Genomic DNA, 26,635 nt, shown 5'->3' with positions numbered 1-26,635 from the left:
TATTTGCCAAGAGAGAATCGATGAACCCGCACATTCGCCCCGTCGAGCTGGAAAAAGCCTACCGCCTGCTTAATCACGGCCCGACCGTACTGGTCTCGGCCACCCATGCCGGTGTCGATAATGTCATGGCCGCTGCCTGGGCCTGCGCCCTGGATTTTTCTCCGCCGAAAGTCACTGTGGTGCTGGACAAGATTGCCCATACCCGTTGCCTGGTCAAAGGCAGCGGGTATTTCGCGTTGCAGGTGCCGAACCTGGCGCAACTGCAACTGACCCAGGCGGTGGGCAGCCAGAGCCTGGCCGATGAACCGGACAAACTGGCCCGTTGCGGCGTCGAATTAGTGCATATGGACGGGTTCGAGACGCCCTTGGTGGCCGGTTGCTCGGCCTGGCTGATCTGCAAAGTGCTTCCCGAGCCGCACAACCAGCAGACCTACGACCTGTTCATCGGTGAAGTGGTCGCCGCCTGGGCGGACGATCGGGTGTTCAGCGACGGTCATTGGCAGTTCGAACACGCCGACCCGCAATGGCGCAGCCTGCACTACATTGCGGGCGGGCATTATTACGCCATTGGCGAGCCGGCCGTGGTGTGAAGCCGGAGCGCCTGTACAAACCCCTTGTTAATGGCACCGCGTCAAGGCGGAGCGCTGTCGCGCAGCACACATGGGACCGGTGTAGGCGCGCGCTTGCCGGAATGCCGGACCACCGCGACCGGCTGCGCCAGCAGTCGTAGATTTGCAGCGCTTCACAGATTTCTGCGAGCGCTGCGCACTCGGTCGCGGGCAGAGCGCGCTCCTACAGAGGGGGTCCCACGCCGATCATAGGCGTTCCCGGACCGGTGTTTTTCAGGACTATTGATTCTTCAGGATCAGTTGCGATCCAGCCACACGGTCTGGGCATTGCAGAACTCGCGCACGCCGAAGTGCGACAGCTCGCGGCCGAACCCGCTTTTTTTCACCCCGCCAAAGGTCACCCGTGGGTCGGAAGCACTGTAGCCGTTGATGAACACGCCGCCGGTTTCCAGCTGCTCGGTCATTTGCTCGGCACGCGCCACATCACCGGTATAGATCGTTGCGGTCAGGCCGAATTCGCTGTCGTTGGCCAGCGCCAAGGCATGTTCGGCATCGCGGGCCGTGATGATCGAGGCCACCGGGCCAAACAGTTCCTGGCGGAACGAGGTCATCTGGTCGGTGACATCGCCCAGCACGGTCGGCGCATAGAAGTTACCGTTGCCTTCGGCCTTGGCACCGCCCAGCAGCAGGGTGGCGCCTTCGCCCAGGGTGGCCTGCACTTGTTGATCCAGCTCGTCACGCAGGTCGAACCGCGCCATCGGGCCGATGTAGGTAGCCTCACTCAGCGGATCGCCCACCACCAGTTGCCGGGTGGCCTCGACGAAGCGCCGGGTGAATTCTTCGGCCACCCCCTGTTCGACAATCAGGCGCTTGGCCGCTGCGCACACCTGGCCGGTGTTCTGGTAACGGCCGATCACCGCCGCCTTGACCGCCGCGTCCAGGTCGGCGTCATTCAGCACGATGAACGGATCAGAGCCACCCAGTTCCAGCACGCATTTTTTCAGGGCGGCCCCGGCCTGCGAGCCGATGGCGATCCCGGCCCGTACGCTGCCGGTCAGGGTTACGGCGGCAATACGGTTATCGGCAATGGCCCTGGAGACGCCCTCGGGGGTGACGTTGATCACCTCGAACACGCCTTCGGCAAAGCCGGCTTCCTGCAAGGCATCACGCAGCAAGTAGGCGCAGCCCATGATGTTCGGCGCATGCTTGAGCACATAGGTGTTGCCGGCCAGCAAGGTCGGCACCGCGCCGCGCAGCACCTGCCAGAACGGGAAGTTCCACGGCATCACCGCCAGCACCGGGCCCAGCGGCCGGTACTCGATACGCGCCTTGCCGCCGGGTACCTGGGTCGGTTCCGGGGCGAGCATGGTCGGGCCATGCTCGGCGTACCACTCGCACAACTGCGCGCATTTCTCGACCTCGCCACGGGCCTGGGTCGACGGCTTGCCCATTTCCAGGCTCGCCATGCGCGCCATGTCGGTGGCCTTGCTGCGCAGTACGCGGGCCAGCGCCTGGATCAGTTCGACACGCTGTGCCAGGGGTGTGCGCTTCCAGGCACTAAAGCCGGCGGCTGCCCGCGCCAGTGCCGCGTCCAGGGCCGTGTCGGTTTCATACGGGTAGACGCCGATCTGCTCGCCGTTGGCGGGGTTGATCGAAATCGCGTGGGTCTGGCTGGAAACGCTGGTCATGGCCGCCTCTGCATCGTGGTGTCAGGAAAGTGCGATCAGGTTAGGGCCATGCTAGAGTCTTGAAAACTGAATAATACTGAGCGATACGTTCACGTTTGGAGAATGATGTGGATCTGGTCCAACTGGAAATCTTCAAGGCCGTCGCCGAGCACGGCAGCATCAGCGCCGCCGCCCAGCACATCCATCGGGTGCCGTCCAACCTCACCACGCGCATCAAGCAGTTGGAAGAGGACCTGGGCGTCGAACTGTTCATTCGGGAAAAACATCGCCTGCGCCTGTCGCCGGCGGGCTGGAATTTTCTCGATTACACCCGGCGCATCCTCGACCTGGTGAGCGAGGCGCGCCAGGCCGTGGCCGGTGACGAGCCGCGTGGACCGCTGGCCCTGGGGTCGCTGGAAAGCACCGCTGCAGTGCGCATCCCGGCCGTGCTGGCGGCCTATAACCAGGCGTACCCCAAGGTCGAGCTGGCGCTGTCGACCGGTTCGTCCGGCACCATGATTGACGGCGTGCTGGCCGGGCACCTGGCGGCGGCCTTCGTCGACGGCCCGGTGCTGCACCCGGCGCTGGAAGGGGTGGCGGTGTTCGAAGAGGAAATGGTGGTGATCGCGCCGCTCAACCACGCGCCCATTGACAGCGGCAGCGACGTCAACGGCGAACCCATCTATGCCTTTCGCGCCAACTGCTCGTACCGCCACCATTTCGAAAGCTGGTTCAGCCATAACGCGGCGGTGCCGGGCAAGATCTCCGAAATGGAGTCGTATCACGGCATGCTCGCCTGCGTCAGCGCTGGCGCCGGCCTGGCGCTGATGCCGCGCAGCATGCTCGAAAGCATGCCTGGCTGCAGCACTGTCAGCGTCTGGCCGCTGTCGACGCAGTTTCGTTATCTGCAGACCTGGCTGGTGTGGCGCAAGGGCACGGTGTCGCGCAGCCTGGCCAGTTTCATTGAGTTGCTGGAAACAAGCCCTCAGGCCTGAGACCGATCACTGATCCGGTCTTTTAAGGCCGGTTCAACGAGCGGCAATGCGGTGGCGCGGGCCGCGGTGTGCCGGTTGGCCGGCACGACCAGCCCCAGGTGCTCACGTAGCGTGCGGCCCTGGTATTGGGTACGAAACAGCCCGCGGCGCTGCAGTTCGGGCACCACCTGCTCGAGAAAGCGTTCGGCGCCGCCGGGCATGTACGGCGCCATGATCACGAAGCCATCGGCCGCGCCCTGTTCCAGCCAGGCCTGCATCTGGTCGGCAATGGTCACCGGTGAACCGATCATCTTGGCGAAGGCCAGGCTGGAGGCGTACCAGCGGCCCAGTTGTTCCAGGCTCCAGCCGGCTTCGATGGCATTGCCGATCACCGCGTCGAAGCGGCCCTTGCTGCCGCGAATGCGCGCGCGGATGTCCGGCACCGGGCCCTTGGGGTCGTGCTGCGCCAGGTCGTAGTTCATGCTGGCCGACATGAACGCCAGGCCGGTCACGGGCAGGATCAGTTCGTCCAGTCGGGCAGCCAGTTCATGGGCTTGCTCGTCAGTGTCGGCGACGATGGGGTAGAGACCGGGCATGACCTTGACGTCGTCGGGCTGACGCCCGGCTTCGACCACCTGCTGCTTGAAGGTGCGGTAGAAGGCCTGGCCTTTTTCCAGGGTCGACTGCACCGGAAAAATCACCTCGGCATTGCGTGCGGCCAGCGCCTGGAAAGCCGGAGACACTCCGGCCTGGATCAGCACCGGATGGCCCTGCGGCGGGCGCGGCAGGTTCAGCGGGCCGCGCACCTTGAACGCGGCGCCGTGATGGTCGAGGTAGTGCAGCTTGCCGGCATCGGCATAACGCCCGCTGGCCTTGTCGGCTACGATCGCGTCGGCTTCCCAGGTGTCCCACAGCCCGCGCACCACGTCGAGAAACTCGCCCGCGCGGGCGTAGCGTTCGGCATGCCCCAGGTGCTGGTCGAGGCCGAAATTGCGTGCTTCGCCATCGTTGACCGAGGTCACCGCATTCCACGCCGCACGGCCGCCACTGAAGTGATCAAGGGTCGCGAACTGGCGGGCCACATGATAGGGCTGGTGATAACTGGTGGAGACCGTTGCCCCCAGGCCGATGCGCGACGTCAGTACACTGAGCGCCGACAGCAGCGCCAGCGGTTCCGGCGAGCCGTTGGGGCGCCCGTTCACGGCGGCGTCGAACGAGCCACCGTGAATATCGTCCAGCGCCAGCTTGTCGGCGACAAACAGCAGGTCCAGCCGGGCGGCCTCGGCCTTTTCGGCCAGGCGCCGGTAGTCGTCGATGGCCAGCGGATGGCCGGCCTGGGCCTCGGGCAAGCGCCAGCCGGCCAGGTGCGAGCCGGCATGGCTGACGAACAGCGCCAGGTGCAGTTGCCGGCTCATGCAGGGCTGCCTTCGAGCGCAGGCGCAGCAGGCTGGCGCACACGGTGCGGAATGTCGTTGTCGGCGATCAGCACCCGTTCCATGACCCGCTCGAATTCGCCGTAGTTGTAGACCGGGTAGTGCAGCAGGGCGCGGTTGTCCCAGAAGGCGACGGTGCCCGGTGTCCACTTGAAGCGCACGTGGTATTCGGGGTTGCTGAAGTGCTTGAGCAGTTCGGCCACCAGCGAGCGGCTTTCTTCTACCGACCAGCCGATGACCTGCGGCGACATCGAAAAGTTGATGAACAACGCGTCCTCGAAAGTCTCGGGGTGCGTGCGCACCAGCGGGTGGGCAAGGATCGGGTAGGGGTAACCGACCTTGTCCAGCGCCGGCTTGAAGTTATGGGTCACGAACAGGCTGTCGATGCGCGCCTTGAGTTCATCGGGCAGGCTGCGATAGACCAGGCCGCTGTCGGCCCACACGGTATCGCCGCCCAGCGCCGGCAATGACACCGCCCGCAGCACCGCGCCCCAGGTCGGCTTGAGCAGCCAGCTGGTGTCGGTGTGCCATCGGCCCTTGGGCGCATTGCCATAGGCTTCGCGCGCTTCTGTGGCCAGGATCAGGTGCGCCTGCGGTTTGCCGTTGTCCTGCTTGCGGGTAGTCGGGTGCTCGTACAGCTCGCCGAACTGGGCGGCGAAGGCGATCTGCTGTTCGCTGGTGATGTGCTGGTCGCGAAAGAACAGCACTTTGTGGCGCAGGATCAAGGCATGGATTTCATCGCGTTGCTGGACACTCAACGGCCGGCTCAGGTCGACACCGCTGATTTCGGCGCCCACGGTGGGCTCCAGCGGCTTGACACTGAGGGTCTGGGTGATCGAAACAATGTTGTGTGCGGGCATGGTGTAGATCTCCTGTTATACCGTTCGCGCAAAGCGCACTAATAAAAAATAACTTATTGATTTAATTGAATATTGAATTTACCGCTTGTAGGAGCGCGCTCTGCCGGAATGCCGGACCACCGCGACCGGCTGCATTAGCAGCCGTAAATTTGCGGCGTTCACAGATTTACAGCCGTAAATTTGCGGCGTTTCACAGATTTACAGCCGTAAATTTTCAGCGTTTCGCAGATTTTGCGAGCGCTTTGCGCTCGGTCGCGGTGGTCCGGCATTCCGGCAAGCGCGCTCCTGCACAGAACTACCAGTCATACGAAACCCGGGCGTAATAGAAGGCGCCGTTGAGGCCGTAGGGGCTGAAGTTGCCGTAGCTGTCGGGGTTGTTGATTTCGCTGGGGTTGGCGCTGCCCAGCCCGGTCAGCGACGGGGTCGGGTCCTGTTTGTCGGGGCGAATGCCGAACAGGTTGTTGGAGCCCACCGACAGCGACAGGTTGTCGGTCAGCAGGTACGTCACATCCAGGTCGGTGATCCACTTGGCGCCGAACGTCTGGTCAGCCGCCGCCGTGGTGCCGGCCTCGGTGTACTTGCCATAGCGGGTGGTGCGCAGGTCGGTGATGAAATCACCCAGCCGCCAGTTGCCGCCCAGCACCAGCTTGTCGCGCGGCGTGCCGGAGGTCAGGTCGGTCTGCGCCTGGTGGCCGAAAATCACGTAGTCGCTGCCCAGCAGGCTGTTGACCGTACCGTTGCGCTGGATGTCGCGGATCGTGGTGCGGTTGTAGCTGTACAGCGCCGACCAGCGCACCTGGCCGAAACGGCCGTAATCCTTGTTCAGTTCGCTGACCAGGTCGACCCCGTCGGTGCGGGTGTCGACGCCGTTCATGTTGTACTGCGCCGAATACAAATCGTTGATGCCCAGCGAGGCCAGGGTGCTGCGCACGCGGGTCGAGGTGCCGGTGTCGCGGATGATCTCGCTCTTGACGATGCGATCCTTGATCTCGATACGGTAGGCGTCCAGGGTGATGCGCGCCTCTTTTGTCGGCTCCCACGACACGCCGACGCTGAAGTTGGTGGATTTCTCCGGCTCCAGGTCCTGTGCCCCCAATGCCTGGGCGGCGACGCTGCCGGGCGGCAGGTAGCGGGCCAGCAATGATTCGGTGGTGCCGTCGGCCAGGCGCACGCTGGTGTTCTGGGTCACCGAAAAGGTCTGTTGCGCCAGCGATGGCGCCCGAAAGCCGGTATTGAACGTGCCGCGCAAGGCCAGCCCCGGCGCCAGTTCGTAGCGGGTCGACAGCTTGCCGCTGGCCGTGTTGCCCGAGCTGTCGTCGTAGTGTTCGAAGCGAAACGCGGCGCTGGTGTACAGCCGCTCGGTCAGGTTCGTGCCGGCATCGAAATAGAACGCATAGCTGTCGCGATCCAGCGACCCGGCATCAGCCACCGAGGTGCCGGTGAACGACTGCAAGCCTGCCGTAGGGCGCTGCCCGGCCCGTGGATGGCCGGCCGGGTAGGCATAGCCGCCATCACGGTAAGCGTCCGGTTCGCCCGCGGTCTGTACATACTTTTCCCAGCGGTGTTCGACACCGGTCGAAAACTGCAGCGGCCTGGCCAGGCCGATATCGAAGGCGCGGGTAAAATCCAGGTTGCTGGTCCATTGCTCGAACGCCAGCGCACCCAGGTAGAACGAGGTCTTGCTGGCCGGGCCGATTGAGGCATTAAGCGTGTTCTGCGCGCCCAGGCGCACATCGTCCTTACCGTAGGTGGTGCTCAGGTCGGCGTCCCAGCCGGCCACCTCACCCTTGCCGCCGAAGGCCAGCTGAAAGTCCTGTTCGTCTATCAGCCGTTGGGCATGGAAGCCATCGGGGTAGATCTCGGGGATCGACGACAGACTGGTGGCGCGGTAGCTGCCACGGGTGTCGACGATGCGGCGGTCGCTGTAGGTGGAAAACGAATAGAGCGTCAGGTTGTCGTGGATCGGCAGTTCGGCGTTGTACGAGGCGTTATAGACCGCATCGCGGTTGGAGCGTCCATAGCCTTTTTCCAGCAGGCGGTCGACCGAACCTTCGCGCGGATCGGGCTGGCTGCCTGCGGTGCCGAATGGCACCGACTGGCCTCCCGCCACCGGGTAGTACCACGGACCTTGTGCATCGCCTGCGGTGTAGGACGGGCCTTGCAGGCGCACGTCCAGCGAGGTGTTGAAGAAGCCGCCGTTGGCGCCCAGGGCAAAACCGCCGTTGAGGGTGGTCTGGGTCAGGTCGCCAGGTTTGTCTTGCTGCTGGCCGACCGTGACGCTGGCGCTGCCGCCGTTGTCCTGGCGCTTGAGGATGATGTTCAACACCCCGGCAATGGCGTCCGAGCCATATTGCGCCGAAGCGCCGTCGCGCAGCAGTTCGATACGCTCGATGGCCGAGGTGGGAATCAGGTCAAGGTCCACCGGCACACTGCCGCTGGCGATACGGGCAAAGTTGTTGTACACGGCGGTGTTGTGTCGACGCTTGCCGTTGACCAGCACCAGCAGGTGATCGCCCGACAGGCCGCGGATCGACACCGGCCGTACCGACGAGGACGTACCGCCGCCGGCCTGCGCCGGCGCACTGAACGAGGGGACGATGCTGCCCAGCGCCTCACGCAGGCTGGCCTTGCCGGTCTTGCGAATCTGCTCGCCGCTGATGATATCGATCGGCGAGGGGCTTTCGGCCACGGTCAGAGTGTTGCCGCGGGTGCCGGTGGAGATCACCGACACCGTGCCCAGCACCGTGTCGGACTGCGCCGCCTGGACCGCACTGGCCAGGCCGCACAGCAACAGGCCGCAAACAGCAGGCGAGCACGGGCCTGACTGCAAACCAGCGAATGCATTCATGGAGCGTTTTCCTTGAAGAATATGAAACCCGATGCAGGCGTGGTCCTACGGTCTTGCAGCCCTAGGCGCTTAAAAACGGGTAATCGATATATCCCGCCTCGCCACCCACATAAAAACTGGCTTCATCCGGCGCATTGAGCGGGGCCTGTCGTTGCAGGCGCTCGACCAGATCGGGGTTGGCGATGAACAGCCGGCCAAAGGCAATGAAGTCCGCCCGGCCTTGTTCGATCGCCCGCAGCGCGCCGGCGCGGTCGAATTCGCCAGCCAGGATCAGCGCACCCTTGAAGCGCTGGCGCAGGTCTGGCGCCAGGCGTTGAGGCTCAGGCAGGCTGTCTGGCTCGATCAGGTGCAGGTAGGCAATGCCTCTGGCCTGGAGCTGGTCGGCTACGTAGGCGTACAGCGCCGCCGGATCGCGGTCACCGCTGCCGTCGCCGGTGAAGTGCGGCGACACGCGCACCCCGACCCGCCCGGTGCCCAGTTCCTCGACAGCGGCATCGACGATTTCCAGCAGAAAGCGCGCCCGGTTTTCCACGCTGCCACCGTAGTCGTCTTCACGCTGGTTGCTGGCCGAGCGCAGGAACTGGTCGATCAGGTAACCGTTGGCCGCATGAATTTCCACCCCGTCAAAACCGGCCTGACCGGCATGGCGTGCCGCGCGGCGAAAATCGTCGACCCGTTGGGCGATTTCTTCACGCTGCAGCGCCCTTGGCACCGGAAACGGCTGCGGGCCCTCGGGTGTCGGCACCTCGCCACGAGCGGCGATGGCCGACGGTGCGACGGGCAATGCGTTATCGGGCACGCGTGACTGATGCGCCTTGCGCCCCAGATGAAACAGCTGTTGGAAAATGCGCCCGCCAGCGGTGTGCACCGCTTCGGTCACCGGTTGCCAGGCCTGCACGTGCGCGGCGTCATGAATCGCCGAGCCGCCCGGGCGGCTGACGCTTTCTGGCGCAACATGGGTGGCTTCACTGATGATCAGCCCGGCACTGGCGCGCTGGCGATAATAGGTGACGGTACGTGGCAGCGGCTGGCGGTTCTCTACATCTGAACGGGCGCGGCCCAGCGGTGCCATGACCACACGGTTGGCCAGATCAAGGCTGCCCAGGCGGCCGGGCTGGAAAAGGCTCATTGAGGGTGCTCCTCGGAGGCTGTGGCGGGGATGGCTGCCACCTGCGTGGCCAGGCCGCGAACGGCGTTGAACGTGGCGTCGAAGCCTTGGGACACATCCACCGGACGGTTGAGAATGCCTTCTTCCAGATAAATGTTGGCGGTCTGCTGCAGGTTGGCGATCACCGGGGCGGTGATGGCGACTTTTTCGAAGTCGGTGCTTTCGGCACTGGCCAGGTGCACTTCCAGTGGCAGGCCGGTGACCCTTGCCTGGGCTTGGGCATATTCGCGCGGGTGCTGGTTGACCCAGGCCCAGGCGCGGTCCAGGCGTTGCACGAAATCATCGAGCTGTACGCGTTTGTCACGGATTGCCTGAGCCGTGGCGGCGGTGTACAGGTGGTTGGTCAGCAGGTCATCGCCCTTGCGCAGGATTCGTGCGCCGTTCTGGGTGATGGCGATGGTGGTGTACGGGTCCCAGGTCGACCAGGCATCGGCATTGCCGCTTTCCAGCGCACTGCGTGCGTCGGTGGGCAGCAGGTTGACGAAGGTGACATCCGAGCTTTTCAGGCCGGCATCACGCAGCGCCTTGATCACCAGGAAATGACCGATCGAGCCACGATTGGTTACCACGCGCTTGCCCTTGAGGTCGGCGGCGGTTTGCAGCGGCGAATCCTTGGGCACCAGGATCGAGGTGGAGAAACGCCCGTCGGCGTGGGTGATGCTGATCACCTTGAGCGGCGCACCGGCGCCCAGGGCAAATACATAGGGCGCATCTCCCAGACCGCCGACATCCACGGCCCCGGCATTGAGGGCTTCACCCAAGGGTGCGGCGGCGGCAAATTCGGAGAACTCGATGCGATACGGCACATCCTTGAGTTCTCCGGCCGCTTCCAGCAGCAGTTTGTAGGATGACTTCTGGTTGGCGACTTTCAGCGGCGCCAGCTCGGCGGCCTGGGTGGCGACCGACAGTGTGCCGACAATCAGTGTGGCAAGCAGGGAACGGAGGAACATGCGGGACTTTCCTGGGCAGGGCCTTGATGGCCAGGTGAGAAGGGCCTCCGCCAGGAAAGGGGTCGGGTCTGGGAATGACCTTACCGTTATGAGAAATAGCTGTGAAAGTCTTTTTAGGACTAAGCTAATTATGAAAAATTGTTATTTGGTTGGTGTTTAACATCAGTTATTTGTATTTTTTGTGCTGGCGACTGTCAATCGTCGCGGGTCAGCACTTCGAGCAGTTCGATCTCGAATGTCAGGTTGGCGTTGGGCGGGATGCTGCCGACCTGGCGCTCGCCATAACCGAGGGCGGCCGGCACCTGCAGCTTGCGTTTGCCGCCGACGCGCATGCCCATCAGGCCCTGGTCCCAGCCCTTGATCACCCGCCCGGTGCCGATCACGCACTGGAACGCCTTGCCGCGCCCGGCCGAGGAATCGAATACGCTGCCGTCGTCCAGCCAGCCGGTGTAGTGGGTGGTGATCAAGGCGCCTTTGACCACGGCCTTGCCGTCGCCTTCGTGCAGGTCGGTGATTTCCAGGGTGTCGGTCATGGTCGGGCTCGGGTTGATAAGAGAGGCGGCTTTTTCGCAAAAAAAGAGCGGTGATGCAAGCGGCTGGCAGTGTCGGCGGGTTCCAGGCTCCAGCAGATCGCCGGCCGGCCCTTTCGCGACCGCTGGTCGCTCCCACGTCGTCATGCTGCGTAGCCAGGCGCCACACGGCCTTGTAGAGCGACCAACGGTCGCGAATGCTGTGGGAGGCTCTGCTGGCTATGGCTATGGCTATGGCTATGGGACAGGCGCAGCAGGTGTATGGGCCTTGCTGGCCTCATCGCCGGATCGCCGCCCGCAGCAARCCGCCTCCCACAGGATTGATGTCGTCCAGGGTCTCGGGCCTGGCACCAGTTGGCTATCGTCCTGGATTTCGGACCTGGCACAAGACCTGTGGGAGGCANAGCCGCCTCCCACAGGATTGATGTCGTCCAGGGTCTCGGGCCTGGCACCAGTTGGCTATCGTCCTGGATTTCGGACCTGGCACAAGACCTGTGGGAGGCAGCTCTGCTGGCGATGGCTRTGGGACAGGCGCAGCAGGTGTATGGGCCTTGCTGGCCTCATCGTCGGATCGCCGCCCGCAGCAAGCCGCCTCCCACAGGATTGATGTCGTCCAGGGTCTCGGGCCTGGCACCAGTTGTGTATGGGCCTTGCTGGCCTCATCGTCGGATCGCCGCCCGCAGCAAGCCGCCTCCCACAGGATTGATGTCGTCCAGGGTCTCGGGCCTGGCACCAGTGGCTATCGTCCTGGATTTCGGGCCTGGCACAAGACCTGTGGGAGGCAGCTCTGCTGGCGATGGCGGCCGTACAGGCGCAGCCGATGTGCCTGTCTAACTGGCCTCATTGGCGGATCGTCGCCGCACGTTCAGTGTTCAGGTTGACGTCGTGCCGGCTTCAGTTGAGGTGCCCCAGCGGTACCGGGGTGTTGGCCTTGACTTCGCGTATCACCACCGCCGAGCGGATTTCGCTCACGCCTGGCAGCTTGAAAATCACCTTGTGCAGAAATTCGTCGTAATGGGCGATGTCGGTGGTCAGCACCTTCATGATGTAGTCGGCCTGGCCGGTGGTGCTGTTGCACTCGATGATCGCCGGGCAATTGCGCACTGCTTCTTCGAAGGCTTCGACAACATTTTCGACGTGCTTGGACAGGTTGACCTCGGCCAGTACGCAGTTGCCCAGCCCGACCTGCTGGCGGTCGACGATGGCGGTGTAGCGTTTGATATAGCCGTCCTGTTCGAGGTTTTTCAGGCGCTTCCAGGTCGGGGTCGAGGACAGGCCGATGCGCTCGGACAAGTCTTGCACCGAGAGGCGGGCGTCGGCTTGCAGGGCGTCGAGAATGCGGATGCTGTAGGTGTCGAGGCGATCTTTCTTCATTTGTTTTTATTCGGAGAATGAACGTGCTCGATTCTGGCCAAAGGCTCAAGAAATAGGAAGCACATTCTCCCTTGGCGTCCTTACGCTTTGAGCACAGCAAGCACTCATTTGCGCCATGCCGCTCAACCGTAAGGGATAACAATAAAATGACGGTGATCCAACGCACACCTGCCCGTGCCACACCTGCCCAGGCCACGCCGGTCGCACCCCACGATGTCTCGGTGGACTGGCAACGCGCCGCGTACCTGATGATGGTCTCGCGCCAGCTCGACGCGCTGGAAGAGGGCACGCTGGTGCCGCAGAAAAAGGTGCTCTATCAGTTTTCGGCCCGTGGTCATGACATGGCGCAGATCCTGTTGGGTCTGCACCTGACCGACCCGCACGATGCCGCCTGTGGTTACTACCGTTCACGTCCGCTGTTGCTGGCGCTGGGGGTTGACCTGGTCGATGCGCTGGGGTCGTCCATGGCCCGCGCCGGTGGCTATTCCGACGGCCGCGACATCGGCGTGGTGTTCAATTACCCCAACCCCGGTGGCGTCACCGCGCTGCCCATGTGCGGCGGCGTTGGTGCGCAGTACACGCCCACGGCCGGCTGGGCCCAGGCCCTGAACTACCGCACGCGGGTGATGGCGCAGGCTGATCGTGCCCGGGCCATCAGCGTGGTGCTGGGCGGTGACGGGTCGGTGGCCACCAACGGCTTCTGGTCGGCGCTGACCATGGCCACCACGCAACAGCTGCCGATGCTGTTCTACATCGAAGACAATGGCTTCGGCATCTCCGTGCCCTCGACCTTGCAGACCCCGGGCGCTGACATCGCCAGAAACCTGGCCAGTTTCCAGGGCCTGGAAGTGATCTCTGGCGACGGCTGCGACCCGCAGCACAGCGCCGCCCTGATCGCCCGCGCCGTCGACCATGTGCGCCAGCGCCGGGGACCGTGCCTGTTGCGCCTGACCGTGCCGCGCCTGCAAGGGCATAGCTTTCAGGACACCCAGGCCTACAAGTCGACCGAACAGGTGGACGCCGAGTGGGCCCGTGACCCGCTGCCGCGGTTGCATGAATTTCTGGTGCCGACCCGCTTCAGCGAGGCGCAGTGGCAAACGCTTGAAGACCAGGCTGCCGAGGCCGTGAAGCAGGCCTGCGAGCAGGCCGAGGCACGCCCGGTCAGCGATCCGCAGCGCGTGACCGAAAACGTATTTTTCGAAGGTACGCTGCAGCAGCGCGGCGGGCAGTGGAGCGATGGCTACCGGGCGCCGGCCGACACCCTGCAAGCCGAGCCGCAAGGCCCGCGTCTGAACATGGTCGCGGCGATTCGCCGGACGCTTGATCATGAGCTGAGCATCAACCCGCGGGTAGTGGTATTCGGCGAAGACGTCGGCCCCAAGGGCGGGGTGCATGCGGTGACGCTGGGGTTGCAGGACAAGTACGGTGCCGAGCGGGTGTTCGACACCAGCCTGTCCGAAGAAGGCATCATCGGCCGGGCGGTGGGCATGGCGCTGGGCGGCTTGATGCCGGTGCCGGAAATCCAGTTTCGCAAATACGCCGACCCGGCCATGGAGCAGATCAACGACTGCGGCACCATGCGCTGGCGCACCAATAACCGCTTTGCCGCGCCGATGGTGGTGCGAATTCCGGGCGGTTTCTTCAAATGCGGCGACCCGTGGCACAGCCAGACCAACGAGGTGCAGTTCGTGCATTCGCCGGGCTGGAAAGTCGCGGTGCCGTCCAATGCCGAAGACGCGGTCGGGCTGCTGCGCACCGCGCTGCGGGGCAACGATCCGGTGATTTTCTTTGAGCACCGCGCCATGCTCGACGCCGCCAGCGCCCGGCGCAGCTACCCCGGCGACGACTATGTGCTGCCGTTCGGTCAGGCCCGCTGCGTCACCCAGGGCAACGACCTGACCCTGGTGACCTGGGGCGCGATGGTCGAGCGCTGCGAGCAGGCCGCCGAAGGCCGTTCGGTCGAGGTCATCGACCTGCGGACCTTGATGCCCTGGGACCGTGAAACGGTGCTGGCGTCGGTGTCGCGTACCCATCGCTGCCTGGTGGTCCATGAAGACCTGGGCACCGCAGGCTTTGGCGCCGAGATCATTGCCGTGGTCGCCGAGCAGACGTTCATGGACCTGGACGCCCCGGTGGCGCGCCTGACCATGCCGGACATTCCCAGCCCGCATCACCCGTTGCTGATGGAGCATGCCTTGCCGTCGGTCGCAAAAATTCGCGCGAAGATCGACGAAATGGTGGGGTTCTGACATGACTGACTTGACCCTCAACACCCCGGCACAGGACGTCATCGCGCCGTTGCAACAGGAAGGCACAAAGGCGGTACTGCGTACCTGGCTCAAGGCTGCCGGCGCCCCGGTGCGCCAGCACGAACCGGTGGTCGAGCTGGAAACCGACAAGGTCATGGTGGAGGTCTGTGCCCCGTGTGACGGCGTGCTGGACATTGTCGTGCAGGAAGGCCAGGACGTGTTGCCGGGTGCGCTGCTGGGGCGGGTGGCGGCAGCGCTGCTTGAACAGCCTGCGCCTGATGCCCCGCGGGTTGAGCGGCCTGTACCGGCTGAGTCCGAAGACGCCGAGCGCGATCAGCCGCTCTCGGACATTGAATCAAGATTGTCACCTGCCGTGCGCCGCTTGCTGGCCGAGCATGATCTGGACCCGGCCACGCTCAAGGGCTGTGGCACCGGTCGAGGCGGGCGCCTGACCCGCGAAGATGTAGTCAGGGCCGTGCAGCGCCTGGAGGCACCTGCAGCGCCCGAGCCGGTTGAAAAAGCGCCGTCTGCCCCAGCCGGTTTGCCCGTTGAGGATTCGACGGCGCCACGGGTGGCCGAACGCATCCCGCATTCGAGCATGCGCCGCAGGATTGCCGAGCACATGCAGCATTCGGTCAGCGTAGCGCCGCATGTCACGGCGGTGTTCGAGGCCGACTGCACGGCGATCATCCAGCACCGTCAGCGCCATAAGGCCGAGTATGCCGGGCAGGGCGTGAACCTTACGTTTACCGCCTACTTCGTGGCTGCCGCCGTGCAGGCGATGCAGTCCGCACCGCAGGTCAACAGTCGCTGGCATGAAGACGCCCTGGAGGTGTTCAGCGACGTGAACATCGGTGTCGGGGCCGCCCTGGGGGATCAGGGCCTGATCGTGCCGGTGATCCGGCAAGCGCAGACGCTGTCGCTGCTGGGCATCGCCAGCCGTCTGCACACCCTGACCGAACTGGCCCGGACGTCCCGGCTGAAACCGGCGGATGTGCAGGGCGGGACCTTCACGATCTCCAACCATGGAGTGTCAGGCTCATTGCTGGCCACGCCGGTGATCATCAACCAGCCGCAGTCGGCCATTCTGGGCGTGGGCGCGTTGCAAAAGCGTGTGGTGGTCAAGGAGGTCGACGGCGTGGACAGTTTCCAGGCCCGGACCATGGCCTATGTGTCGCTGACCATCGATCACCGGGTGCTGGACGGCAGCCAGACCAACGCCTGGTTGCGCCGCTTTGTCGAGGTGCTGGAGACCTGGGGCCATTGACAGGCCAATCGCAGGCAACAAAAAACCCGCCGAAGCGGGTTTTTATCCAGAACCATTCCAACTCCCTGTCGGCAGTCTCCTTACATGGTCGATCGTCCCTGATCCTGACGGGCTTCCTGCTCGTCAGTGGTTGGATCCAATCTTAGGCTTATGCCAGCAGGATGGGAATAGCCATTGTGCGCCATGGCGTGTAAGCCTTTGGCTATGGCGGAAGTTGCGCACCCGGCCAGGCCTGTTGCGCGCCATAGGGGCAAGGCAGTCATGCCGAACGGTCTGCACAGGCCGGATTTACAGGTGTAAGGTAGTTGTTGCAACCCACTCGCATCCGTGGAGGTGCACATGAGTACTTCGATGCTTCATAAGCAGCAAGTCAACGGTTACCAAGTGATCAGCGTTAATAACGGCCCATGGCGGGTCTGTACCGATCACGACCGGCTGGCAACCTTCAACACCCGTGACGAGGCCATGGCCTACGCGGTCAGCCTGCATACCCGAAAGGCCAAGGCCGATACCCGGCACTGAATGCGCTCCGATAAGCGCCTGGTAAAAGCCCCTGACCGTCGTGCACGGTCAGGGGCTTTTACGTGGTGCCGGGTACAAATGACGCATGAGTAAGCTATATGCTTTTTTTGCATAAATGGAGAACCAAACATTCCTTTCCGGAACATAGGGTTTCGGTGATGATTGCGCTCAACGCAACACACTGACCAAGGGTGACTGAGACCAACAGAACCTGGATTTTTTTTGAAAAAATGCAGGAGTGAATCAATGGGCAATGTCCAGACCGCTGCCAGTGCACATGAGGTGCCACGGCGCCAGGTGCCGAGCGGTGAGTTGGTCGACTTGGGCCGTCCTTACCGGGGCCCCCTGGCGCTGTCGCGATTGCACAGCACGCCCAAGCGGGTTCTGGGCCGCCGTGAAGGGATTCTGTTGGGTGTTTTCGCCGTGGTCCTGCACGGTGCGGTGATCTACTGGGTCAGCCAGAATCCGACGCCTGTGCTGCCGGTCGTGCCACCGGAAATCCCGCCGATGACCATCGAGTTTTCCACCCCGGCGCCACCGGTGGTCGAAACCCCGCCACCGCCCCCTGAACCGGTTCCGCCACCGCCGGTGGTCGAGCCGCCACCGCCAGTGGAGGACGAGCTGGCGGTCAAGCCACCGCCGCCGCCAAAACCCCAGGCCAAGCCCAAGCCGGTCGTCAAGCCTGCGCCCAAGCCGGTGGCCAAACCAGTGCCACAGCCACCAGCGCCGACGCCGCCAACGCCGCAGCCGGTAGCCGCCCCAGCGCCGCCCGCGCCCCCTGCGCCCAAGCCGGTCACAGCGCCCTCGGCCAACGCCGGTTACCTGCGTAACCCGGCGCCGGAATACCCGTCGCTGGCCATGCGCCGCGGCTGGGAAGGCACCGTACTGCTGCGTGTGCATGTGCTCGCCAGCGGTCGTCCCGGCGACATCCAGATCCAGAAGAGCAGCGGTCGCGATCAACTTGATGAAGCCGCCGTCACCGCCGTCAAGCGCTGGAGCTTCGTGCCCGGCAAGCAGGGCGACCAGCCGGTTGATGGTTGGGTCAGCGTACCGATCGACTTCAAGCTCAAGTAAGCGTTTTACCCGGATTTTCCACCTTCAGCGGGCGACCTGACACAAGGAGCATCGCATCCCCGACCTGATGCATTTGCACGAGAGTATCGACCATGAACCTACTGGCATCCCCCTTCGAATCGGTTGAACACGCGGTCATCTGGCTGCTGATCGGTTTTTCTGTTGTCACCTGGGGCCTGGCCCTGCTCAAGGGCGGGCAGTTCGCGCGCCTCAAGGGCCAGGACAAGGCTTTTCACAAGCAGTTCTGGGCCGCGTCCAGCCTGGATTCGGCGGCAGAGCTGGCGCATGACAAGCCCGGTGCTGCTGCCCGCGTGGCCCAGGCCGGTTATGCCGCCATCCAGGTGCAGGAAAACGCCCAGAATGACCTGAGCCAGTCGATCAATCACCAGGACCGCCTGGAGCGCGCCTTGCGCCAGCAGATCGTCCGTGAGCGCCGCTCGCTGGAAACCGGCCTGGCCGTGCTGGCCAGTATCGGCAGCACCTCGCCCTTTATCGGCCTGTTCGGTACGGTGTGGGGCATCATGTCGGCGTTGAAGGGCATCAGTGCCGCCGGCTCGGCCAGCCTGGAAACCGTGGCCGGCCCCATTGGCGCGGCGCTGGTGGCCACTGGCGTCGGGATCGCCGTCGCGGTGCCGGCCGTGCTGGTCTACAACTACTTCCTGCGCCGCCTGAAGCTGACCGCCGCTGACCTGGACGATTTTGCCCACGACTTCTACAGCCTGGCCCAGAAGCATTCGTTCCGCGTGCTGCTGCACCCGGTGCTCAAGTCCGGCGACACGGCTCGCGGCCAGAAAGTGAAGGAGGCATCCTGATATGGCCTTTTCAACCCAGGACAGCGATGAAGTACTCAGCGAGATCAACGTCACACCGCTGGTCGACGTCATGCTGGTGCTGCTGGTGGTGTTCATTGTCACCGCGCCGCTGCTGACCAATTCGATCCCGATCAACCTGCCCAAGACCGAGGCGGTGGCCCCGGCCGAACAGAAAGACCCGTTGGTGGTGAGCATCGATGGCAGCGGCAAGGTGTTCATCAACAAGGACGAGATCAAGGCCGACCTGCTGGAAACCAACCTGCAGGCGGCCAAGAACAAGGACCCACAGGTGCGGGTCCAGTTGCAGGCCGATGATGGCGTGAATTATGGCGAAGTGGCGCGTGCCATGGCGTCTATCGAACGGGCCGGCATTACCAAGTTGTCGGTGATCACGGCCAAATAAGCCGGGTCATCCCTTCAAGACAGTGAGCTTCAGGCCGTCCCGGTAAGGCATAGGGGGCGGCCTTTTTTTGCGGGCCTGTTTATTTCTTGGTCTGTTTGACCGGCACGATTTCCATGATCCGGCCATTGGTGATCTGCACGCGCAGGTACTGGTTGTCATGCTTGACCCACTGGCTTTCCTTTTCCGGTTCGGTCAGGCCGGCTTTTTTCCAGTCGATGGCCTCGCTCTTGCGATCAGCTTCTTCAGGCGCTTTCTCGCCCACCTTGATTTCGGCCGGGTGCAGTGAGCCACCCTTGGGCTCGGCTTCGGCCTGTTGGGCCTGTACGCTCAGGGTGGCGCCACACAGGCTGCCAGCCAGAAGGAGGGCGGCGAACATCGAAGTCTTTTTCATGGGTATCTCCCTATCGGTCTACATGATGGCGGCTGTATGCCATGCCTGTTAAGTCGGACAGGCGGGTGCGCAAATCATTCCGCCCATCTGCATAAACCCCTTCTGACAGGCAGGTTTTTCTAGACCTGAACGACACAACGCAGCTTTTCTGAACTGATGGCAAGGTGCGGGGGTCGACCACAGCAGACCCTGAATCCCATTGCTTTCAAGGAGACCTGCATGTCCAGGACCATTGCCGACCATCTTGCGCAAAGCCTCGCTGCCTCCGGCGTCACCCATATCTGGGGGGTGTCCGGCGACAGCCTCAACGGCTTGAGCGACAGCCTGCAACGCATGGGCAAGATTCGCTGGATGCACACCCGCCATGAAGAAGTCGCCGCCTTCGCCGCGGGTGCGCAGGCGGCGTCCAGCGGCACCCTGGCGGTGTGCGCCGGCAGCTGCGGACCGGGCAACCTGCATTTGATCAATGGCCTTTACGACTGCCATCGCAGCCGCGTGCCGGTGCTGGCGATTGCCGCGCACATCCCGTCCACCGAAATCGGCCTGGATTACTTTCAGGAAACCCATCCGCAGGAACTGTTCAAGGAGTGCAGTCACTTCGTGGAAATGGTCAGCGACCCGGACCAGTTTCCACGGGTGCTGGAGCGTGCAATGCGCGCCGCCATCGGCCAGAAAGGCGTGGCGGTGATCGTGATTCCGGGCGATGTGGCTCTGCAGGCGGCGCCCGACGTGCCCTTGAGCAAGGTCGAGCCCCGGCAGTCGACAGTGGTCCCGGCCGAGTCTGACCTGCAGGCCCTGACCGAACTGCTTGACTCCAGTAAAGCGGTGACCCTGTTGTGCGGCGCGGGTTGTGCCGGCGCCCATGAACAGGTGGTGGCCCTGGCCGAACGTCTCAACGCACCCGTGGTGCATGCCCTGCGTGGCAAGCAGTACATCGAATACGACAACCCGTTCGATGTCGGCATGACCGGCCTGATCGGTTTCAGCTCCGGCTACCATGCCATGATGGCCTGCGACACGCTGGTGATCCTGGGCAGCAGTTTTCCCTACCGCAATTTCTACCCGGATAAAGCGCGCATCGTGCAGATCGACCTGGACCCGACCCAGATCGGCCGTCGCGTGCCGGTGCACCTGGGCTTGGTGGGGGGCGTGGGCGAAACCCTCGATGCCTTGCTGCCCCGGCTCAAGCCGCATGCCGACCGGCGCTTTCTCGACAAGGCGCTCAAGCACTATGCCAAATCCCGTGCCGAACTGGATGAACTGGCGACCCCGACCCCGGCCGGTCAGCCGATTCATCCGCAGTACCTCACGCGCATGGTCGACCAACTGGCGGCGGACGATGCGCTGTTTACCGTTGACGTTGGTACGCCGACGCTGTGGGCGGCGCGCTACCTGTCGATGAACGGCAAGCGCAACCTGATCGGTTCGTTCAACCACGGCTCGATGGCCAACGCCATGCCCCAGGCGCTGGGCGCCCAGGCCGAGCATCCTGAGCGACAGGTGGTGGCACTGTGCGGCGATGGCGGCTTGTCGATGCTGATGGGTGATCTGCTGACCATTCGCCAGTTGAACATGCCCATCAAGCTGATTGTGTTCAATAACAGCTCGCTGGGATTCGTTGACATGGAGATGAAAGCGGGCGGCTATGTGCCGTTCGGCACCGACCTCAATCCGACGCACTATGCCGGCATCGCATTGGGCGCGGGGATTCTGGGTATCCGGGTCGAGAACGCCCAGGACCTGCCGGGCGCCTTGCGCAAGGCGTTCGATCATCCGGGGCCGGTGTTGCTCGATGTGGTGGTCGCCAAGCAGGAGCTGGCCATGCCGCCGAAGATCAAGCTGGCGCAGGCCAAGGGCTTCAGCCTGTACATGCTCAAGGCGGTGATGAGCGGGCGCGGCAGCGAAGTGCTGGAGCTGGCCAAGACCAATCTGCGCTGATGAGGGTTGCATGACCTTGGAGCGCGCTCTGCCGGAATGCCGGACCACCGCGACCGAGTGCGCAGCGCTCGCAGAAATTGTGTAGCCGCTGAAAATTTACGACTGCGAACCCATCAGGGATCTATGAAACGCCACGAATTTACGACTGCTAACGCAGCCGGTCGCGGTGGTCCGGCATTCCGGCAAGCGCGCTCCTACAAGGGGCCGCGCCGATGGGCCGTCCGCATTGCACAAGAAGCGCACACAGGTACAAGCGCAGCCCGGCGGTTTCGTGCCTACTGATGGCAAAGTCCTGTCTTTGACCCTCAGAGTCCCGAACCATGAACCGTAACGACCTGCGCCGTGTCGATCTCAATCTGTTGGTGATTTTCGAAGCGCTGATGTTCGAGCGCAACCTGACCCGGGTGGCCGAGAAACTGTTTATCGGCCAGCCGGCCGTCAGCGCGGCGCTGGGGCGCTTGCGCGATCTGTTCGACGACCCATTGCTGTTGCGCAATGGGCGCGCCATGGAGCCCACGGCGCGGGCGCTGGACATTCTCAAGGAAATTCGCCCGGCGCTGGACACCATTTCCGGCGCGGTCAGCCGCGCCAAGGATTTCGACCCGGCTTCCAGTACCGACGTATTTCGCATCGGCCTGTCGGACGATGCCGAATTCGGCTTGCTGCCACTGTTGCTGGCGCGTCTGCAGGCCGAAGCACCCGGCGTCATCATTGTGATTCGCCGGGCCAATTACCTGCTGCTGCCGGCGTTGCTGGCCTCGGGTGAAATCTCGGTGGGCGTCAGTTGGACAGTGGAACTGCCGGCCAACGCCAAGCGCAAGAAGCTGCGTGACATTCCGTGCAAGGTGATTCGTGGCGATGACCGCCCCGGCCTGTTGAGCCTGGACGATTACTGCGCGCGACCGCACGCCATGGTGTCGTTTTCCGGCGATCTGTCGGGCAATATCGATCTGGACCTGGCCCGGGTCGGGCGCACCCGCAAGGTGGTGCTGGCGGTGCCGCAGTTCAATGGTTTGCGCGCCTTGCTGGCCGGCAGCGAAATGATCGCCACCGTGCCCGATTACGCCGCCTGCGCGCTGGTCGACGGCACCCGGCTGCGCGCCGAAGACCCGCCGTTTCCCATCGTGCCGGCCGAGTTGTCGATGGTCTGGAGCGGGGTGCACGACAACGACCCGGCCGAGCGCTGGCTGCGCGGCATGATCCATGAGTACATGTCGGCGTCGCTGCCCATCGGATAAAGGCGTGGCGGCAAACACAGCACATGCGTCCAATTCTCGACAGGCAAACGGCGGCACTATCAGCTTCGATTTGAACCACGGGTGCCCAGGCATCCCTTTCTGGTGTCACGGAGCTGCCGGTCATGTCCGAACCCTCAAGCCTCGCTGCCCCTGCGCACGAGCCGTCCCATGAAGTCGTCACCCTGGTGATCCGTCACCGGGCCAAAGCCGGTCTTGAAGCGCAATACGAACAATGGCTGCGGCGTGTCGTCGGCATTGCCAGCCAGGCGCCCGGTCATCTGGGCGTCGATGTGATGCGCGGTCGTACCGGCGGCTTGCAGGCCTTCACCTCGGTGCTGCGCTTTTCCTCCACGGCCGCCATGCAACAGTGGCTGGACTCCGAGCAACGGCGCGAGCTACTGCGTGAGGCCGAACCGATGCTGGCCGATGGCGACCAGACCCAGGTGGCCACGCACAATGAATTCTGGTTCAGCCCCGAAAATGACCAGGCCGGCCCGCCGCCGCGCTGGAAACAGGCGGTGGTGTCCTACCTGGTGATCCTGCCGCTGAGCCTGCTGGTGCCTATGCTGTGGGGGCCGTTGCTGCACCTGAGCCCCTGGTTGTCGGGGTATTTCATGAGCAACGTGCTGATCACCCTGACCATCGTCCTGTTGGTGGTCTACCTGATGATGCCCGCTGCCACGCGGCTGTTTGCCGCCTGGCTGAACGCGCCTGGCAACGATAAACAGGGGCAATGAGCGATGAGTGATGACGACAAGACCGACCTGCAGCGCCGGCGCTTTATCGCCAACAGTTCGCTGCTGAGTGCAGCGGCGGCGCTGCTGCCTGCCTTCACGTTCGCAGGCCATGCGGGCGCTTCCCAATTTTCTGACAAAGGAACTGCGATGAATAACGTCGAGCTGATTCTGTTCAACGGCAAATTCCACACGGTCGACCGTGAGAAACCCACGGCCAGTGCGGTGGCCATCAGTGGCGGGCGCTTTGTGGCGGTCGGCAGCGAGGCCGAAGTCATGGCCTTGCGCGGCAGTGCCACACAGGTCATCGACCTCAAGGGCCGCACCGTGATCCCGGGCCTCAACGACTCGCACTTGCACCTGATCCGGGGCGGCCTGAACTACAACCTGGAACTGCGTTGGGAAGGCGTGCCGTCGCTGGCCGATGCCTTGCGCATGCTCAAGGACCAGGCCGACCGCACACCGACCCCGCAGTGGGTACGCGTGGTGGGCGGCTGGAACGAATTCCAGTTCGCCGAAAAGCGCATGCCGACCCTGGAAGAAATCAACCAGGCCGCACCCGACACGCCGGTGTTCCTGCTGCACCTGTATGACCGCGCTTTGCTCAACCGCGCCGCCCTGCGCGTGGCCGGCTACACGCGCGACACGCCCAACCCGCCTGGTGGCGAGATTGTGCGCGACGCCAATGGCAACCCGACCGGCATGCTGGTGGCCAAGCCCAACGCCATGATCCTGTACGCGACCCTGGCCAAAGGCCCGAAGCTGCCGCTGGAGTATCAGGTCAATTCGACCCGCCAGTTCATGCGCGAACTCAATCGCCTGGGCATCACCAGCTGTATCGACGCCGGCGGCGGTTTCCAGAACTACCCTGACGATTACGCGGTGATCGAACAGCTCAACCGCGAAAAACAGCTGACCGTGCGCATCGCCTACAACCTGTTCACCCAGAAGCCCAAGGAAGAACTGGCCGACTTCAAGAACTGGACCAGCAGCGTCAAGCTGCACCAGGGCGACGATTTCTTGCGGCACAACGGGGCAGGGGAGATGTTGACCTTCTCGGCGGCCGACTTCGAAGACTTCCGCGAGCCGCGCCCGGACCTGGTACAGGGCATGGAAGATGACCTGGAGCCGGTGGTGCGCCATCTGGTCGAGCAGCGCTGGCCGTTCCGCCTGCACGCCACCTATGACGAATCCATCAGCCGCATGCTGGATGTGTTCGAGAAGGTCAACCGCGACATTCCGTTCAATGGCCTGCCGTGGTTCTTCGATCACTGCGAAACCATTACCCCGCGCAACATCGAGCGGGTCCGGGCATTGGGTGGCGGTATCGCGATCCAGGACCGCATGGCCTTCCAGGGCGAGTATTTCGTCGAGCGCTACGGCGCCAAGGCCGCCCAGGCCACTCCGCCGATCAAGCGCATGCTGGCCGAAGGCGTGCCGGTGGGTGCCGGCACCGACGCCACCCGGGTGTCGAGCTACAACCCCTGGACCTCGCTGTACTGGATGGTCAGCGGTCGCACCGTCGGCGGGCTGGAGCTGTATCCCGAAGGCTTGCCACGGGAAACCGCGCTGGAACTGTTCACCCACGGCAGCGCCTGGTTCTCGTCCGAGCAGGGCAAGAAAGGCCAGATTCGCGTGGGCCAGTTGGCCGACCTTTCGGCGCTGTCGGCTGACTTCTTCAGCGTCGAGCCTGAAGCCATCAAGTGGATCGAGTCGGTGTTGACCGTCGTCGATGGCAAGGTGGTGTACGGCGCCGATGACTTCGAGCCGCTGGGTCCCAAGCGCGTTCCCGTGCTGCCGGACTGGTCGCCGGTGGCCAAGGTGCAGGGCCACTGGCGCCCGGCCTCGCCGGTACTGGCCCAGGTTCACCAGTGCAGCGGCCCGTGCAAGGTGCATTCGCACAGCCACGAGAAAGCGCGCCTGTCCAATGCCCCGGTCAGCGACTTCCAGGGCTTCTGGGGCGCCTTCGGGTGTTCGTGTTTCGCGTTCTGATGTTGTGTCACCTGCGTGAAAACGCCGGGTTGCCGTGCAACCCGGTGCTCCCTTTGAAAACCACAGGAGTCAATCATGAGCACTACTACCCCGTACAAGCGCTTGAACAAGGATGACGCCGTTGTTTTGCTGGTCGACCACCAGACCGGCCTGATCTCGCTGGTCCAGGATTTCTCGCCCAACGAGTTCAAGAACAATGTCCTGGCCCTGGGGGACATCGCCAAGTTCTTCAACCTGCCGACCATCCTGACCACCAGCTTCGAGCAAGGCCCCAACGGCCCGATCGTGCCGGAACTCAAGGCCCAGTTCCCGGACGCGCCGTACATCGCCCGTCCTGGCCAGATCAATGCCTGGGACAACGAAGACTTCGTCAAGGCGGTCAAGGCCACCGGTCGCAAGCAACTGATCATCGCCGGTGTCGTCACCGACGTGTGTGTGGCGTTCCCGACCCTCTCGGCCCTGGCCGAAGGCTTTGAAGTGTTCGTGGTGACCGACTCGTCCGGTACGTTCAACGAAACCGTGCAGCAGGCCGCCTGGGCGCGCATGAGTGCCGCCGGCGCACAACTGATGAACTGGTTTGCCGTGGCCTGCGAGCTGCAGATCGACTGGCGCAACGACATGGAAGGCCTGGCCAACCTGCTGTCCCAGCGCCTGCCCAACTACCGCAACCTGATCAACAGCTACACGACGTTCACCGCTTCGCACTGATCACCCTGCGCTTTATCCCGCCCTTCCAGGTCGTGGCGCATCGCCGCCCGGCCTGTCCCGTGCCATATCCGCCAATATGTAGTGATAAAAAATAATCACTACATATTGGTTGACGCCTGCCTTTTCATTTTGCATGATGCAGCCATCTCCCTGATCGGGAGCGCAGAAAAAGCGGTACTCAACAGTCCCGACAAGCCGTCGGGATGTTTCAGGATGTAGGCTGCCCACAAGGCAGATTGAAGAAGATGAACCGGCCCAACGTCGCGACAGGCGGGCAGCTGGCGAAACGACCTCATGACGTGCTTGTGGTTGATCGGTTCTCGATTGCCAGCCCAGTCTTTGGCCTTCGCCATCTCCCCTCTGAAACCGGCACGGCGGTGTAGCGGTTTCTCACTGAGACTACCTGCATCTTCTTCAGCCCGGGAGTCGCCTCTCGAACGCCGTATAACGTCGCGTTCGCCGGTGATCCGATGTGCAAGTCGACGATCAAGTCCATTGAACAGTGAACGAGCTAAGGAGCATCACCATGACTATCAATCACATGACCCCTGATGAGCTGGCTCGTCTGTTTGCTGCGCGCAAAGACACGCTGGACTGCCATATTCTGTGGATCACCCATTCAGGCGAAGTTCGCCTGGACCCGATGAGCCCCTACACCCAGGAACACGAGTTCTGCGCCGCCCAGCGCAACCTGTGCATCGCCGTGAAGATGTTTCGCCGTGGCCTGGGCTACGTGGGCAAGAAGGCGGCCGCCGATGACGCGTTCATCGAAGGCCAGCTCGGCGAGCTGCGCCAGGCCTGGCGCAGGGCACGTCCCAGCGCCCGCGTGGCCTGACCGGTAAGACAACAGGGCCCGGCGTCTGTGCCGATCACTGGCATTGGAGGCCGGGCCCCTGTTTATGTAAGCGTCTGTTGCGCAGGTTTTACAAGCGAA

At 63.5% G+C, this 26,635-nt stretch carries 23 protein-coding genes; 14 read left to right on the top strand and 9 right to left on the bottom strand.

Features of this window, described 5'->3' with window-relative positions; translation table 11 throughout:
• The first annotated feature begins 20 nt into the window (after positions 1-20).
• Positions 21-590 (top strand): flavin reductase family protein, encoded by a 570-nt coding sequence (locus tag ASF84_RS16235; RefSeq protein ID WP_056839839.1) that lies wholly within the window; start codon positions 21-23, stop codon positions 588-590.
• Positions 591-865: 275 nt separating this feature from the next.
• Here the strand turns inward: ASF84_RS16235 and ASF84_RS16230 are convergent, their stop codons facing one another.
• The gene (locus tag ASF84_RS16230) at positions 866-2,257 is read right to left on the bottom strand and encodes an aldehyde dehydrogenase family protein (protein WP_056839838.1); all 1,392 of its coding nucleotides are present in this window, start codon (positions 2,255-2,257) and stop codon (positions 866-868) included.
• 107 nt (positions 2,258-2,364) lie between these two features.
• Between ASF84_RS16230 and ptrR the strand changes: the two genes are divergently transcribed.
• Positions 2,365-3,231 (top strand): putrescine utilization regulator PtrR, encoded by an 867-nt coding sequence (gene ptrR, locus ASF84_RS16225; protein WP_056840175.1) that lies wholly within the window; start codon positions 2,365-2,367, stop codon positions 3,229-3,231.
• On the opposite strand, the gene ASF84_RS16220 is transcribed toward ptrR, so the two are convergent.
• The 7 genes from ASF84_RS16220 to ASF84_RS16190 all read right to left on the bottom strand — a co-directional run bounded on the left by ASF84_RS16220 (position 3,222) and on the right by ASF84_RS16190 (position 12,373).
• Positions 3,222-4,625, bottom strand: coding sequence for an LLM class flavin-dependent oxidoreductase (locus ASF84_RS16220; protein ID WP_201783680.1), 1,404 nt, complete (start codon positions 4,623-4,625; stop codon positions 3,222-3,224). The genes ptrR and ASF84_RS16220 overlap by 10 nt on opposite strands.
• Positions 4,622-5,503, bottom strand: coding sequence for a TauD/TfdA dioxygenase family protein (locus ASF84_RS16215; RefSeq protein WP_056839837.1), 882 nt, complete (start codon positions 5,501-5,503; stop codon positions 4,622-4,624). The genes ASF84_RS16220 and ASF84_RS16215 overlap by 4 nt, the downstream gene beginning before the upstream one ends.
• A gap of 295 nt (positions 5,504-5,798) precedes the next feature.
• Entirely contained in the window at positions 5,799-8,351 is a 2,553-nt protein-coding gene (locus tag ASF84_RS16210) for a TonB-dependent receptor plug domain-containing protein (RefSeq protein WP_056839836.1), read from the bottom strand.
• Between the two features lie 61 nt (positions 8,352-8,412).
• Positions 8,413-9,480: an alkene reductase gene (locus tag ASF84_RS16205; protein WP_056839835.1), complete on the bottom strand. Its 1,068-nt coding sequence runs from the start codon at positions 9,478-9,480 to the stop codon at positions 8,413-8,415.
• Positions 9,477-10,469 carry an ABC transporter substrate-binding protein gene (locus ASF84_RS16200; protein WP_056839834.1) on the bottom strand — a complete coding sequence of 331 codons (993 nt, stop codon included), beginning with the start codon at positions 10,467-10,469 and terminating at the stop codon, positions 9,477-9,479. The genes ASF84_RS16205 and ASF84_RS16200 overlap by 4 nt, the downstream gene beginning before the upstream one ends.
• 194 nt (positions 10,470-10,663) lie before the next feature.
• Positions 10,664-11,002 carry an FKBP-type peptidyl-prolyl cis-trans isomerase gene (locus ASF84_RS16195; RefSeq protein ID WP_056839833.1) on the bottom strand — a complete coding sequence of 113 codons (339 nt, stop codon included), beginning with the start codon at positions 11,000-11,002 and terminating at the stop codon, positions 10,664-10,666.
• An 891-nt stretch (positions 11,003-11,893) separates the two neighbouring features.
• Entirely contained in the window at positions 11,894-12,373 is a 480-nt protein-coding gene (locus ASF84_RS16190; protein ID WP_056839832.1) for an Lrp/AsnC family transcriptional regulator, read from the bottom strand.
• A gap of 146 nt (positions 12,374-12,519) precedes the next feature.
• Here ASF84_RS16190 and ASF84_RS16185 point away from each other — a divergent pair, with 146 nt between their 5' ends.
• From ASF84_RS16185 to ASF84_RS16160, 6 genes are all read left to right on the top strand, one after another.
• Positions 12,520-14,622: an alpha-ketoacid dehydrogenase subunit alpha/beta gene (locus tag ASF84_RS16185; protein WP_056839831.1), complete on the top strand. Its 2,103-nt coding sequence runs from the start codon at positions 12,520-12,522 to the stop codon at positions 14,620-14,622.
• A gap of 1 nt (position 14,623) precedes the next feature.
• Positions 14,624-15,889, top strand: coding sequence for a dihydrolipoamide acetyltransferase family protein (locus tag ASF84_RS16180; protein WP_056839830.1), 1,266 nt, complete (start codon positions 14,624-14,626; stop codon positions 15,887-15,889).
• 339 nt (positions 15,890-16,228) lie between these two features.
• Positions 16,229-16,411, top strand: a complete 183-nt coding sequence (locus ASF84_RS16175; RefSeq protein ID WP_056839829.1) for a hypothetical protein — start codon at positions 16,229-16,231, stop codon at positions 16,409-16,411.
• A gap of 246 nt (positions 16,412-16,657) precedes the next feature.
• On the top strand, positions 16,658-17,485 hold the full coding sequence (locus ASF84_RS16170) for an energy transducer TonB (RefSeq protein ID WP_056839828.1): 828 nt from the start codon (positions 16,658-16,660) through the stop codon (positions 17,483-17,485).
• Positions 17,486-17,577: 92 nt separating this feature from the next.
• On the top strand, positions 17,578-18,297 hold the full coding sequence (locus ASF84_RS16165; RefSeq protein ID WP_056839827.1) for a MotA/TolQ/ExbB proton channel family protein: 720 nt from the start codon (positions 17,578-17,580) through the stop codon (positions 18,295-18,297).
• 1 nt (position 18,298) lies between these two features.
• Positions 18,299-18,700, top strand: a complete 402-nt coding sequence (locus ASF84_RS16160) for an ExbD/TolR family protein (RefSeq protein ID WP_056839826.1) — start codon at positions 18,299-18,301, stop codon at positions 18,698-18,700.
• A gap of 79 nt (positions 18,701-18,779) precedes the next feature.
• On the opposite strand, the gene ASF84_RS16155 is transcribed toward ASF84_RS16160, so the two are convergent.
• Positions 18,780-19,091 carry an RcnB family protein gene (locus ASF84_RS16155; RefSeq protein WP_082481636.1) on the bottom strand — a complete coding sequence of 104 codons (312 nt, stop codon included), beginning with the start codon at positions 19,089-19,091 and terminating at the stop codon, positions 18,780-18,782.
• A gap of 219 nt (positions 19,092-19,310) precedes the next feature.
• On the opposite strand from ASF84_RS16155, the gene poxB reads away from it, so the two are divergent.
• The 6 genes from poxB to ASF84_RS16125 all read left to right on the top strand — a co-directional run bounded on the left by poxB (position 19,311) and on the right by ASF84_RS16125 (position 26,536).
• On the top strand, positions 19,311-21,029 hold the full coding sequence (poxB, locus tag ASF84_RS16150; protein ID WP_056839824.1) for a ubiquinone-dependent pyruvate dehydrogenase: 1,719 nt from the start codon (positions 19,311-19,313) through the stop codon (positions 21,027-21,029).
• Positions 21,030-21,349: 320 nt separating this feature from the next.
• Entirely contained in the window at positions 21,350-22,267 is a 918-nt protein-coding gene (locus ASF84_RS16145; RefSeq protein ID WP_056839823.1) for a LysR substrate-binding domain-containing protein, read from the top strand.
• 122 nt (positions 22,268-22,389) lie between these two features.
• Positions 22,390-23,004, top strand: coding sequence for an antibiotic biosynthesis monooxygenase (locus ASF84_RS16140; RefSeq protein WP_056839822.1), 615 nt, complete (start codon positions 22,390-22,392; stop codon positions 23,002-23,004).
• A 147-nt stretch (positions 23,005-23,151) separates the two neighbouring features.
• A complete protein-coding gene (locus ASF84_RS16135) occupies positions 23,152-24,993 on the top strand; it encodes an amidohydrolase (RefSeq protein ID WP_056840174.1) in 1,842 nt (613 codons plus the stop codon).
• Between the two features lie 75 nt (positions 24,994-25,068).
• Complete coding sequence (ycaC, locus tag ASF84_RS16130) at positions 25,069-25,701, top strand: isochorismate family cysteine hydrolase YcaC (RefSeq protein WP_056839821.1); 633 nt, start codon at positions 25,069-25,071, stop codon at positions 25,699-25,701.
• Positions 25,702-26,227: 526 nt separating this feature from the next.
• Positions 26,228-26,536, top strand: coding sequence for a hypothetical protein (locus ASF84_RS16125; RefSeq protein ID WP_056839820.1), 309 nt, complete (start codon positions 26,228-26,230; stop codon positions 26,534-26,536).
• The last annotated feature ends 99 nt before the right edge of the window (positions 26,537-26,635 follow it).

This window comes from Pseudomonas sp. Leaf127 (assembly GCF_001423155.1).
Taxonomy (GTDB): domain Bacteria; phylum Pseudomonadota; class Gammaproteobacteria; order Pseudomonadales; family Pseudomonadaceae; genus Aquipseudomonas; species Aquipseudomonas ovata.
The sequence above is the reverse complement of the archived record's forward strand: the minus strand, read 5'-3'. Positions and strand labels throughout refer to the sequence as shown.